The following is a 12645-nucleotide window of genomic DNA, read 5'->3' on the forward strand; positions in this document are numbered from 1 at the left end:
TGCTAACTACCGTTAAGTAACCCGAATTCTAGGGGGCTGTACGGCACCGGGGATACGTGAGTTAGCCGACAGCACCCGTACGGTCCCGGCCACCGGGCCCGTCCCCCCGGACACCGGCCGGACTATGCTCAGGCAGCGCACTCCTCCCCGTATGCACCTGGAGCACCCATGGCCCTGAAGATCACCGTGATCGGCACCGGCTACCTCGGCGCGACGCACGCCGCGGCCATGGCGGAGCTGGGATTCGAGGTGATGGGGCTGGACATCGACCCGGCGAAGATCGCGATGCTGGAGCGGGGCGAGACCCCGATGTACGAGCCCGGCCTGGAGGAGTTGCTGCGGGCGCACGTCGCGGGCTTCGAGGGCGCCAGCGGCCGGCTGCGCTTCACCACCTCCTGGGAAGAGCTGGCGGACTTCGGCGACGTGCACTTCATGTGTGTGAACACGCCGCAGAAGCACGGCGAGTACGCCTGCGACATGTCGTACGTCGAGTCGGCCGTCGAGTCGCTGGCCCCGCTGCTGCGGCGCCCGGCGCTGGTGGTCGGCAAGTCGACGGTCCCGGTGGGCAGCGCGGCGCGGCTGGCGAAGCGGCTCGTGGAGCTGGCGCCGGCCGGTGAGGACGTGGAGCTGGCCTGGAACCCGGAGTTCCTGCGCGAGGGCTTCGCCGTGCAGGACACCCTGCACCCGGACCGGATCGTGATCGGTGTCGACGGCGGGCGGGCCGAGGAGCTGCTGCGGGAGGTGTACGCGAAGCCGGTGGCCGAGGGATCGCCGTTCGTCGTGGCCGACTTCCCCACCGCCGAGCTGGTCAAGACGTCCGCCAACTCCTTCCTGGCCACGAAGATCTCGTTCATCAACGCCATGGCGGAGGTGTGCGAGGCGGCCGGCGGTGACGTGGTGAAGCTGGCGGAGGCGATCGGCCACGACGAGCGGATCGGCAAGAAGTTCCTGCGGGCCGGCATCGGCTTCGGCGGCGGCTGTCTGCCCAAGGACATCCGGGCGTTCATGGCACGCGCGGGTGAGCTGGGCGCCGACCAGGCGCTGACGTTCCTGCGCGAGGTCGACTCGATCAACATGCGGCGCCGCGGCCACATGGTCGAGCTGACCCGGGAGGCGGTCGGCGGCTCCTTCCTCGGTACCCGGGTCGCCGTCCTGGGCGCCACGTTCAAGCCGGACTCGGACGACGTACGGGACTCGCCCGCGCTGAACGTCGCCGGGCAGATCCACCTCCAGGGCGGCCAGGTGACGGTCTACGACCCCAAGGGCATGGAGAACGCGCGGCGCGTGTTCCCGACGCTGGGGTACGCGGACTCGGCGCTGGAGGCGGTGCGCGGCGCCGACGTGGTGCTGCACCTGACCGAGTGGCGGGAGTTCCGGGAGCTGGACCCGGCCGCGCTGGCCGAGGTGGTGGCCGCGCCGCGCATCCTGGACGGGCGCAACGCGCTCGACCCGGAGCTGTGGCGCAAGGCGGGCTGGACGTACCGGGCGCTGGGGCGTCCGCAGGCGTGACGTAGGCGTGGGGGAAAGGGGCCGGACTCCGTGGAAGTCCGGCCCCTTTCCCCTGCGTGTCCTCAGCCGTCGAGGCCGTCGAGCTGGTCGATCGTCGCGATGGACGGTCCCCGCTCGGTGCGCAGCGTGCGCGCGACGTCCTCCGCGCCACGCAGCGTGCGGACGGCGTTCTGCCAGGTCAGCTTGGCCAGGTCGGCCGTGGACCACTTCCGGTCCAGGAGTTCGGCGACCAGGTTCGGGTAGCCGGACACGTCGGCGAGGTCGGCGGGGGTGAAGGCGGTGCCGTCGAAGTCGCCGCCGATGCCGATGTGGTCGACCCCGGCGACCTCGCGCATGTGGTCGAGGTGGTCGGCGACGGTGGCGGCGGTGGCGAGCGGGCGCGGGTTGCCGGCCTCGAAGGCACGGTGCACGGCCATGGCCTCGGCGGTGGTGTCCAGGTGGTGGAAGCCGTGCGCGCGCATGTTCTCGTCCGCCCGCAGCGTCCAGTCGACGGCCTCGGGCAGGATGAACTTCGGTACGAAGGTGACCATCGCGACACCGCCGTTGGCGGGCAGCCGCTCCAGCACGTCGTCCGGGATGTTGCGCGGGTGGTCGCAGATCGCGCGGGCGGAGGAGTGCGAGAAGACGACCGGCGCGGCGCTGGTGTCCAGCGCGTGGCGCATGGTGTCGGCGGAGACGTGCGAGAGGTCGACGAGCATGCCGAGGCGGTTCATCTCGCGGACGACCTCGCGGCCGAAGGCGGTCAGGCCGTGCGCGCGCGGCTCGTCGGTGGCCGAGTCCGCCCAGTCGATGTTGTCGTTGTGGGTGAGCGTCATGTAGCGCACGCCCAGTTCGTACAGCGCGCGCAGGGTGGCCAGCGAGTTGTCGATGGAGTGGCCGCCCTCGGCGCCCATCAGGGAGGCGATGCGGCCGTCGGCGCGGGCCGCTTCCATGTCGTCGGCGGTGTACGCCAGGCGCAGGTCGCCGGGGTGGCGGGCGGCGAGTTGCCGCACCACGTCGATCTGTTCGAGGGTGGCGCTGACCGCCCGGTCGCCGGCGTAGTCGGACTGTACGTACACCGACCAGAACTGCGCGCCGACGCCGCCGGCCCGCAGCCGGGGGATGTCGGTGTGCAGGTGCTCGGTCTGGTCGGCGGCGATGTCGCGCTGGTCCAGGTCGTAGCAGACCTGCTCGCGCAGGGCCCAGGGCAGGTCGTTGTGGCCGTCGACGACGGGGTGCTCGGCGAGCAGCGCGCGGGCCGCTTCCAGGGACGCGCTCACTTGCCGCTCCCGAAGCCGAAACCGGCCGGGGCGGCGACCTTGTTGCGCAGCCTCTTGCCCTTCTCGGTGGCCTGCTCGTTCAGGTGCTGCTGGAACTCGCGCATCCGGGCCAGCAGGTCGGGGTCGTGGGCGGCGAGCATCCGGGCGGCGAGCAGCCCGGCGTTGCGGGCGCCGCCGACCGAGACGGTGGCGACGGGCACGCCGGCCGGCATCTGCACGATGGACAGCAGCGAGTCCATGCCGTCCAGGTACTTCAGCGGTACGGGCACGCCGATGACCGGCAGCGGGGTGACCGAGGCGAGCATCCCGGGCAGGTGGGCCGCTCCCCCGGCGCCCGCGACGATCGCCTTCAGGCCGCGGCCGGCGGCCTCCTCGCCGTACGCGATCATCTCGTGCGGCATCCGGTGCGCGGAGACGACGTCGACCTCGTAGGGGATCTCGAACTCGTCCAGGGCCTTGGCGGCGGCCTCCATGACGGGCCAGTCGGAGTCGGAGCCCATGACGATGCCGACGGTGGGGGAAGTGCTCGCACTCATTCGGTGATGGTCCCTCGCAGGTAGCCGGCGGCATGCGCGGCGCGCTCTCGCACGTCGGCCAGGTCGTCGCCGTAGGTGTTGACGTGTCCGACCTTGCGGCCGGGCTTCACGTCCTTTCCGTACATATGGATCTTCAACTGCGGGTCCCGTGCCATGCAATGGAGGTACGCGGAATACATGTCCGGATAGTCGCCGCCGAGGACGTTGGCCATCACGGTCCACTTCGCGCGCGGGCGGGGGTCGCCGAGCGGCAGGTCGAGGACGGCCCGCAGGTGGTTGGCGAACTGCGAGGTGATCGCGCCGTCCTGGGTCCAGTGACCTGAGTTGTGCGGGCGCATGGCCAGCTCGTTGACGAGGATGCGGCCGTCGGCGGTCTCGAACAGCTCGACCGCGAGGTGGCCGACCACACCGAGTTCGTGCGCGATGCGCAGCGCCAGCTCCTGGGCCTGGCCGGACAGCGCGTCGGAGAGGCCGGGGGCGGGCGCGATCACCGTGTCGCAGACGCCGTCGACCTGGACGGACTCGACGACCGGGTACGCGACGGCCTGGCCGTGCGGCGAGCGGACCACGTTGGCGGCCAGTTCCCGGACGAAGGGGACCTTCTCCTCGGCCAGAACCGGCACTCCGGCGCGGAACGGCTCGGCGGCCTCCTTGGAGGATCGTACGACCCAGACACCCTTGCCGTCGTAGCCGCCGCGTACCGTCTTGAGGACCACCGGGAAGCCGCCGTCCCGCCCGCCACCCGGCCACCGCCCCTCATCGAGGCGCTGCGCGCCGCCCCCGCTGATCTCTGCGGCGAAGACCGCCACGTCCGCCGGGTCGGCGACGATGCGGTGCCGGGGGCAGGGCGCCCCGATCGCGTCGAGCTTCGCTCGCATCACCCCCTTGTCCTGGGCGTGCACGAGCGCGTCGGGGCCGGGCCGGACGGGGATGCCGTCGGCCTCCAGAGCCCTCAAGTGCTCGGTGGGGACATGCTCGTGATCGAAAGTGATCACATCACAGCCACGGGCGAAGGCGCGCAGCGTCTCCAGGTCGCGGTGGTCGCCGAGGACGACCTCGCTGACCACCTGGGCCGCCGACTCCTGCGGAGTGTCGCTGAGGAGCTTGAACTTGATGCCGAGGGGGATGCCCGCCTCGTGGGTCATACGGGCGAGCTGACCGCCGCCGACCATGCCGACTACCGGGAACGTCACGCCCCCAGGGTATCCGCCCGCCCACGGAGCCCCGTCGCCACCTTGGAGGAACGTACGAACACAAGTACGCCACTCTCACCGTTCCGGCCCCCGGGGATCGGCGCGGGCGGTAGGCTCGCCGCCCGCGCCGAGGGGAAGGAACGCATGAGCGAGGGCCGGACACCCGGGCGTACCAGGACCGTGGGCATCGTCGTCGCGGTGGCGGCACTGGCCGCCGCGGTCTACGCGGTGGTCACCCAGCTGACCGGCCCCGTCGTCTTCGACGAGGACGACCGGGAGATCACGGTCTCCTCCGGCACCCACTTCTCGATCCGCCTCAAGGACAACCCCGCCACCGGCTTCCGGTGGGTCCTCGCCACACCGGAGCCGGATCCGGCCGTACTGCGGAGGACCGGCGGGCACTACGACGCCGACGAGCCGGTCCGCCCGGGATCGGGCGGTCTGCGCTACGTCGATTTCATGGCGCGGGGCGCCGGACGTACCGAGGTGACTCTCAGATACTGCTTCCGCTGCGGCACCCCGCAGGCCGACGAGCAGGACGAGAACAGCCGGACCCGGCGGTTCCGCGTGACCGTGGACTGACATATCCCGTCCGCCCCTGCCGTCACGGGTGGCAGGCAGCACACAGGTCCCCTGGTTAGCATGAGCGTGCGGTTGCACGGGGGCGACCGTGCAGGAACGCCCACGACCGCCCACCACAGGAGCTGAACGATCACGATGAGTGAACGGAGCGCACTGCGGGCCCGACTGGACGCGCTGGCCCGCGAACTCATGAAGTTCGGCGCCGTCGGGGGTGCGGGGGTCCTCGTCAACTTCGTCGTCTTCAACCTGGTACGCCACCTGACCGAGCTGCCCGTCGTCCGGGCCAGTGTCGTGGCGACCGTCGTGGCCACCGGCACGAACTACCTCGGCTACCGCTACTTCACCTACCGGGACCGCGACAAGAACGGGCGGACCAAGGAGCTGACGCTCTTCCTGCTGTTCAGCGTCGTCGGCCTGGTCATCGAGAACGGCGTCCTGTACGTGGCGACGTACGGGTTCGGGTGGGACACCTCGCTGCAGAGCAACGTCTTCAAGTTCCTCGGCATCGGCCTGGCCACGCTGTTCCGCTTCTGGTCCTACCGCACCTGGGTGTTCCGCGCGCTGCCCGCGCGCGAGGCCGTGGAGACCGCGGAGTCCTTCCTGGCCGAGGGCGCGCAGCCGCAGCGGGCGGCGAGCGCGGCCGCCGCCGAGCGGGCGCGCGACTAGGACCGGTCTCGCGGCTGAAGACGGCCGCGCGACCGACGGCCACACGCCCGGGGCGGCCGGCGCCCCGCGGGCCCGCCCGGGCTCACTCCGGCGACGGCTCGGCCTCCCGGGCGAGGAAGAGCGCGAACACCGGCGGGTACTGCTGGAGGAGCTCCAGCCGCCCGCCGTCCGCCTCCGCCAGGTCCCGGGCCACGGCCAGCCCCAGTCCCGTCGAATTCCGGCCGCTGACCGTCCGCTCGAAGACCCGCGAGCCGAGGTCCGGCGGTACGCCCCGGCCGGCGTCCGTGACCTCGACGACCGCCTGGTTGCCGGTGACCCGGGTGCGCAGCGCCACCGTCCCGTCCCCGTGCATCAGCGAGTTCTCGATCAGAGTGGCGAGGACCTGGGCCACCGCCCCGGGGGTACCGACCGCCCGCAGCCCCTTCTTCCCGGAGCGGACGATGGCCCGGCCCGCGCTGCGGTAGGCCGGGCGCCACTCCTCGACCTGCTGCTTGACGACCTCGTCGAGGTCGAAGGCGACGGCGGAGCCGGAGCGCGGGTCGCGGGAGTTGGTCAGCAGCCGCTGGACGACGTCGGTGAGCCGCTCGACCTGACCCAGCGCGATGCTGGCCTCCTCCTTCACCGTGTCCGGGTCGTCGGTGAGGGTGATCTCCTCCAGCCGCATGGACAGCGCGGTCAGCGGCGTCCGCAACTGGTGGGAGGCGTCGGCGGCGAGCCGGCGTTCGGCGGTGAGCATCCGCGCGATGCGCTCGGCGCTGGCGTCCAGCACGTCCGCGACCCGGTCCAGCTCCTGGACCCCGTACCGGCGGTGGCGCGGCCGCGGGTCGCCGGAGCCGAGGCGCTCGGCGGTCTCCGCGAGGTCGGTCAGCGGCGCGGTCAGCCGGCGGGCCTGCTGGACGGCGAGCACCACCGCGGCCAGGATCGCCAGGATCGCGACGGCCAGGATGACCAGCAGCGTCCGGCCGATCTCGGCGCTCACCGCGGAACGCGGTTCCTCGACGGTGACGGTCTCACCGCGGTCACCGTGCTGGGTCGAGGCGATGACGTCGCCGGCCGGCCGGGAGCCGATCTCGATGCGGGCCCGGCCCGGCACCTTGATCTCGGCGTACCGCTTGGCGGTGATCTGTTCCGAGAGGATCTCGGGCGTCAGTTTCTCGCCGCTGCCCAGCCGGCTCTCCACGATGCCGACGAGCCGTACGGCTTCGGCGGCGACGCTGTCCTGTGCCCCCGACTGGATGGTGCGGGTCTCGACGATGACGAGCGAGACGCCGAAGACGGCGATCACCACGAGCACCACGGCGAGGGTGGAATTGATCAGACGGCGGCGCACGGTGTCCTCCGGGCGGGATGCGTTGGTTCTTCTGCTTCTTCCCGCCCGGCGGCGGGCCTCAGCTCTTTTCGAAGCGGAAGCCGACACCCCGCACGGTGGCGATGTAGCGCGGGTTGGCCGCGTCGTCGCCCAGCTTCTTGCGGAGCCAGGAGATGTGCATGTCCAGCGTCTTCGTGGACGACCACCACGTGGTGTCCCAGACCTCGCGCATCAACTGGTCACGGGTGACGACCCGGCCGGCGTCCCGCACCAGCACCCGCAGCAGGTCGAACTCCTTGGCGGTGAGCTGGAGTTCGTCGTCCCCCATCCAGGCGCGGTGCGACTCGACGTCGATCCGCACGCCGTGCGTCGCGGGCGGCTGCTGCGGCTCGACGGACGAACCGCGGCGCAGCAGGGCGCGGACGCGGGCGAGCAGTTCGGCGAGCCGGAAGGGCTTGGTGACGTAGTCGTCGGCACCGGCGTCCAGGCCGACGACGGTGTCGACCTCGTCGGCGCGGGCGGTGAGCACGAGGATGGGGAAGGAGTGGCCTTCGTTGCGCAGCCGGCGGGCCACCTCCAGGCCGTCCATGCCGGGCAGACCCAGGTCGAGGACGACCAGGTCGATGCTGCCCTGCAGACCGGCGTCGAGCGCCGTGGGGCCGTCCTCGCGCACCTCGACTTCGTAACCCTCGCGGCGCAGGGCGCGGGCGAGCGGCTCCGAGATGGACGCGTCATCCTCGGCGAGCAGTACACGGGTCATGGGCCGATGGTAGTCCCCGGTCTCCCCTCCACGGGCGGGACCCGGTACGCCCGCAGGCGGCCGGAGAACGTCCCGCGGACGGCGCGCCGGCGACGTGCCCGCGGCCGGCGGGTGATCAAGGGACGGGGCGCGCTCCGCGGCCGCCGACCTCCGTACGGTTCCCGGTTGATCATGTGACCGTTGTCTCAGTGGTCCCATCGGTGCGGCTGCTGGACGTATGGTGTCCCAACGTCCGTAGCACAGCCTCGGGACCCATGACGCTCAAGAGCCGTCATCGGTCCCTGTTGTGTGCGGGGCTGGAACCACCAGTCTTGATACACAGTGAATGACCTGTCGACCGGGTCCACCGCGCACACAGCACGGGGGCGTGGATCCCGGTGTCGCGAGTCCTGCCGATTCCTCTTCCAGAGTGGCGTCGGCCCCCGAGGACGTGGGGGCGGGCAACGTGACGCCGGTGCCGGTCAGCCGACCCGGGCGCGCTGCGGTCTCCTCACGCGTCCCGAGCACACCTAGGAAGCACCATGGCGTCCAGCCTGACGAAGGACGCCGGCGCGCAGGGGAACCCTGCCAGCGACGGCAAAACCTTCTTCGGCCACCCCCGCGGACTGGCCACTCTCTTCATGACCGAGATGTGGGAGCGGTTCAGCTTCTACGGCATGAGGGCACTCCTCGTCCTCTACCTCATCTCGGGCGGCGCCGACGCCAAGGTGGGCGAGCAGGGCGGTGGCCTGGCCATGACCGCCGCGACCGCCTCGGCGATCTACGCGGTCTACATGGCGATGGTCTACCTGCTCGCCATGCCCGGCGGCTGGTTCGGCGACCGGGTCTGGGGCCCGCGCAAGACCGTGATCATCGGCGCGGGCGTGGTGATCGTCGGTCACCTGACGCTGGCCCTGCCCGGCCAGGGCACGTTCTTCGCCGGTCTGGCCATGGTGGCGCTGGGCTCGGGTCTGCTCAAGGCCAACATCTCCACGATGGTCGGCCAGCTCTACGACGGCCCGCAGGACCCGCGCCGCGACTCCGGCTTCACGATCTTCTACATCGGCATCAACCTCGGTGGCGTCTCCGCCCCGCTGGTGGTCGGCACCATCGGCCAGAGCATCAACTGGCACGTGGGCTTCGCGACCGCCGGTCTCGGTATGGCGCTGGGTCTGGTCGGCTTCCTGTTCGGCACCCGCAACCTGAACCCGCGCAGCAACGAGGTGCCGACCCCGCTCACCCGTGAAGAGCGCATGGGCTGGCTGCGCAAGGGCCTGATCTGGACCGTCATCGCGGCCGTCTTCTACGGCATCGTCGTGGCCACCGGGACCTTCACGCTGAACTGGGCGCTGATCCCGATCAGCCTGCTCGGCATGATCATCCCGATCTCGGTCCTGGTGCGCATCAAGCGCGACAAGGAACTGACGCAGACCGAGCAGACCAAGGTCAGCGGTTACATCTGGTTCTTCGTCGCGGCCGCGATCTTCTTCATGATCTTCGACCAGGCCGGTTCGACGCTGAACGTCTTCGCCGACAAGAACACCACGGACACCGTCTTCGGCCTGCACTTCCCGTCGACCTGGTTCCAGTCGGTCAACTCGGCCTGGGTCCTGGCGCTCGCGCCGCTCTTCGCCGCGGCGTGGACGGCCCTGGCCCGGCGCTCGAAGGAGCCCAGCACGGTCGTGAAGTTCGCGATGTCGATGCTGCTGGTCGGCGCCTCGTACTTCGTGTTCATCGTCCCGATGCAGATGTCGTCCGGCGGCGACAAGGTCAGCCCGATGTGGCTGATCACCGTCTACATGATCCAGACCATGGGCGAGCTGTGCCTCTCCCCGGTCGGCCTGTCGGTGACCACCAAGATGGCCCCGCAGAAGTACGCCAGCCAGATGATGGGCGTGTGGTTCCTCGCCGTCACCACCGGTGACTGCGTGGTCAGCCTGATCTCCCTGGCCGGTGCCGACCTCAGCGGTGTGGGGGTGGTGGCGTCCGAAGCGGCCCTGGCCGTCCTGGCCGGTGTGGCGATCTGGATGTCCCGCAAGAAGATCGAGGCGTCCATGGGCGACGTCCACTGACGCTGACGTAGCGCGTCCCCGATACGCGGAGGGGCTCGGTGCCATGGGGCACCGGGCCCCTCCTGCGGTGTGCGGGGCGCGGGTGCCGGACCCGGCGGTTCCGTGCCGGGCCCGGCGGTCGCGTACGGGGCTCCGTCGTACGGGACCAGTGGTACGGGCCCGGTCGTACGGGACCCCGTCGTACGGCGCTCAGCGGCGCCGCGGTGTCCGGCCGGGTGCGAAGGTGAAGACCGCGCCGCCCAGCAGGATCACCGTGCCCGCGACCAGGGCGAGGGCGCGCAGACCTCCGTGGTCGCTCGCTCCGGTCTCCGCCAGGCCGCCCGAGGTGCCGCCCGCGCTCGCCGGGCCCACCGAGCCGCCGGACGCCGAACCGCCGCCGGAGCCGCCGGACGACGAGCCGCCGGACGCGCCGCCGCTGGTGCCGCCCTGCTGGGCCGTCGTGTCCAGGGCGAGGGAGACACCCGGGTCCTTCTCCGGGGTGCAGGTCGTGGTCGTCCCCAGGGCGTTGACGGTCAGCACACCCGGCGTCAGGGTCGTCTTCCCGGTGGCGCCCGGCGTGTAGGTGCCCTTCAGGTCGGGAATGGCGATCGGCTGCCCGGACTTGATCGGTTCCTTGTTCGCCGGGCCCTCGGCCGTGACCGTGCCCTTGTCGGCGCCGCCGACCCGTACCTGCATGGACGGCTTGACCGCGCCGGCCGGGATGTCCGCCGGGCTGTCCATCACCGACTTCGCGAACTTCACGGTCAGGTCGTAGGCGCCGCCCTTCTTGGTGGCGTTGATCTGCACCGGGGAGGTCGCCTTCTTGTCGCCGATGGGCGTCTTGCAGGCGTACGGGACCTGGACCTGCTTGCCCTCGTAGGAGGTGCCGTCGGGGTCGCCACCGCCGCCGGAGGAGCCGGAGGAGCCGCCCGTACCGCCCGTCGAGCCCCCGGTGTCCGACCCGCCCGCGGCACCGCCGCCGGTACTGCCCGTGCTCGTGCCGCCGCTCGCCGTGGAACCGCCGGCGGTGCCGCCCGTACCGCTGCCGCCGGTGTCACCGCCTCCCGTACCGCCCCCGGTGGTGCCGCCCGAGCTGCCGCCGTCCGTCACCTTGATCGTGGCGGCGGGCTGCACGTCCTCCTTCGGGGTGCACTTCGTGTCGGTGGAGATCGGCTTGTTGACGTTGATGTTGTAGAAGCCGGGCGCCAGGGTGACCTCGCCGGGCTTCTCCAGCTTCAGGGTGCCCTTCATGTCGGAGAGCTTCATCGGGCTGTTCTTGGGAATCGGCGGGTTCTGCCGCGGCCCCTGGACGCTCAGCTCGCCGCTCTGCGCGCCGCCCACCTTGATCTTTCCGCTGGGCTGCACGGTGTCCTTGTCCAGGTCGAGGACGTCGGGGTTCTTGGACGCGGCCTCGACCGTCCGCCACACCACCTCGACCTCGTCGCCGACCTTCGCCGTCGCCGGTGCGGTCACCTCCACCTTGGTGGTGCCCTGGATCGCGGGCAGCCCCGAGATCGGCGGCGGTACGCACTCGGTCCGGTACGCCGTCTCAGCGGCCCCGGCCGGTCCGGCGGTCGCCAGAACGCCCGCACCGGCGAGCATCAGGGCGAAGCCGCCCGCGCTCGCTCTTCTGCGTTGCCTCAGCACGTGGAACATCACGTGGAACCTTTCGATGTCGGCGGGTCGGTGGGTGGTGCTGTGGTGGCGGACGGTGCGGTGTCCGGGGTGAACCACGGCAAGGGGGCGGCGGCGTCGCCGTCCGCGGGGGCGGGCTCCGCCGTGCGGGGTGCGGGGGCACGGGCGCCACGATGGCGCCCGGCGGCCGCCGCACGCCGGGGGGTCCGCGCTACGGCCCTCCCCCACGGCCGGCTCTTCGTACGGGCGGCTCCGGGGCGCGGGCGGACGCGGTCGACGACGGCCATGCCGATACGGAAGACGGCGGCCGGCACGACGACGCACAGCAGAATCCAGAACAGCGTCACGCCCCAGGGCCGCCCGACGCCCCACGGCTGCTCGGCGAGCACCTTGCCGCCGTACTTCAGCGACACGAGGTAGTCACCGTGCGCCCCGGCGGGCAGTTCCACCGGCAGTTCGATCCGCTGCTTCCGCCCGGCGGGCACGGTCCCCTGCCACTGCCGCTCCTCCCACTGCGGGGCGAAGACGCCGTGCGAGGTGCCGACCTCGAAGACCGGGTCCCGCGCCGGGGTGGAGCCGACGTTGCCCACGGTGACCACCAGCCGTCGCCGCGCCGGTGCGCCGAACCAGGTCAGCAGGCCGCTGGAGCCTTCCAGCCGCGGCGGCGCCAGGACACTCAGCCGCCCGCCCCAGTCCTCCCGCGGCAGCGGCGCGACCGGGTGCCCGGCGACCGTGAACGGGGCGTCGGCGGTGGCGGGCGCGCCGGTCACGGTGGCGGCGTGCACGACGCACGGGCAGGGCTTCGGCGGCTCGGCGACCGGGAGGGCCTTGCGGAAGGAGCCGTCCGGGCCGGTGGTCACGGCCCGGCCGTCGCCGTTGGCGCACGCGTTGGTGCCGCCGATCATGTTCTGTCCGCAGATCAGCAGGGTGAGCAGCGTCCCGGGGCGCCAGCCGCTGCCGGTCACGGTGAGGGTGCCGCCCTTGCCCGCTTCCTGGGCGGAGAGCTGGATGCGGGGGGCGGGGGCGGTCCGGGGGGCGAGGGCGGTCCGGGGGGCGGCTGAGGCCGCGGCCGGTACGGGCAGCAGGACGAGGCAGAGAAGGACGATGAAGGGGCTCATCCGGCCCCACATCCGGCCGCGCATCCGCCCCCGTATCCGGCCGCTCGT

11 protein-coding genes are annotated in these 12645 nt (G+C 71.8%); 4 read left to right on the forward strand and 7 right to left on the reverse strand.

Translation table 11 applies throughout. From position 1 onward, the window contains the following. Positions 1–168: 168 nt before the first annotated feature. Entirely contained in the window at positions 169–1509 is a 1341-nt protein-coding gene (locus tag ACZ4QV_RS08570) for a UDP-glucose dehydrogenase family protein (protein ID WP_361150035.1), read from the forward strand. Between the two features lie 62 nt (positions 1510–1571). Here the strand turns inward: ACZ4QV_RS08570 and ACZ4QV_RS08575 are convergent, their stop codons facing one another. The 3 genes from ACZ4QV_RS08575 to ACZ4QV_RS08585 are packed head-to-tail and all read right to left on the reverse strand — an operon-like array spanning position 1572 to position 4497. Next, positions 1572–2768: a dipeptidase gene (locus ACZ4QV_RS08575; protein WP_361616461.1), complete on the reverse strand. Its 1197-nt coding sequence runs from the start codon at positions 2766–2768 to the stop codon at positions 1572–1574. Continuing rightward, positions 2765–3304, reverse strand: a complete 540-nt coding sequence (gene purE, locus ACZ4QV_RS08580) for a 5-(carboxyamino)imidazole ribonucleotide mutase (RefSeq protein ID WP_361150030.1) — start codon at positions 3302–3304, stop codon at positions 2765–2767. The genes ACZ4QV_RS08575 and purE overlap by 4 nt, the downstream gene beginning before the upstream one ends. Continuing rightward, positions 3301–4497: a 5-(carboxyamino)imidazole ribonucleotide synthase gene (locus ACZ4QV_RS08585; protein ID WP_361150027.1), complete on the reverse strand. Its 1197-nt coding sequence runs from the start codon at positions 4495–4497 to the stop codon at positions 3301–3303. The genes purE and ACZ4QV_RS08585 overlap by 4 nt, the downstream gene beginning before the upstream one ends. 144 nt (positions 4498–4641) lie before the next feature. Here ACZ4QV_RS08585 and ACZ4QV_RS08590 point away from each other — a divergent pair, with 144 nt between their 5' ends. Both ACZ4QV_RS08590 and ACZ4QV_RS08595 read left to right on the forward strand, forming a co-directional pair. Further along, positions 4642–5079 (forward strand): protease inhibitor I42 family protein, encoded by a 438-nt coding sequence (locus tag ACZ4QV_RS08590; protein WP_361150024.1) that lies wholly within the window; start codon positions 4642–4644, stop codon positions 5077–5079. A 135-nt stretch (positions 5080–5214) separates the two neighbouring features. Next, positions 5215–5745, forward strand: a complete 531-nt coding sequence (locus ACZ4QV_RS08595; protein ID WP_361150022.1) for a GtrA family protein — start codon at positions 5215–5217, stop codon at positions 5743–5745. A gap of 82 nt (positions 5746–5827) precedes the next feature. On the opposite strand, the gene ACZ4QV_RS08600 is transcribed toward ACZ4QV_RS08595, so the two are convergent. Continuing rightward, complete coding sequence (locus ACZ4QV_RS08600; RefSeq protein WP_361150020.1) at positions 5828–7075, reverse strand: ATP-binding protein; 1248 nt, start codon at positions 7073–7075, stop codon at positions 5828–5830. Between the two features lie 58 nt (positions 7076–7133). Beyond that, positions 7134–7814 (reverse strand): response regulator transcription factor, encoded by a 681-nt coding sequence (locus tag ACZ4QV_RS08605; RefSeq protein WP_030021664.1) that lies wholly within the window; start codon positions 7812–7814, stop codon positions 7134–7136. Positions 7815–8335: 521 nt separating this feature from the next. Between ACZ4QV_RS08605 and ACZ4QV_RS08610 the strand changes: the two genes are divergently transcribed. Then, positions 8336–9865 carry a peptide MFS transporter gene (locus tag ACZ4QV_RS08610; protein ID WP_361150017.1) on the forward strand — a complete coding sequence of 510 codons (1530 nt, stop codon included), beginning with the start codon at positions 8336–8338 and terminating at the stop codon, positions 9863–9865. Between the two features lie 189 nt (positions 9866–10054). On the opposite strand, the gene ACZ4QV_RS08615 is transcribed toward ACZ4QV_RS08610, so the two are convergent. Together ACZ4QV_RS08615 and ACZ4QV_RS08620 are read right to left on the reverse strand one after the other, a co-directional pair. After that, positions 10055–11500 (reverse strand): hypothetical protein, encoded by a 1446-nt coding sequence (locus ACZ4QV_RS08615; RefSeq protein ID WP_361616464.1) that lies wholly within the window; start codon positions 11498–11500, stop codon positions 10055–10057. Continuing rightward, complete coding sequence (locus ACZ4QV_RS08620) at positions 11500–12621, reverse strand: hypothetical protein (RefSeq protein ID WP_467762807.1); 1122 nt, start codon at positions 12619–12621, stop codon at positions 11500–11502. Before ACZ4QV_RS08620 ends, ACZ4QV_RS08615 begins: the two co-directional genes overlap by 1 nt. Positions 12622–12645 lie beyond the last annotated feature (24 nt).

The sequence above is a fragment of the Streptomyces sp. NPDC026394 genome, from assembly GCF_055567735.1.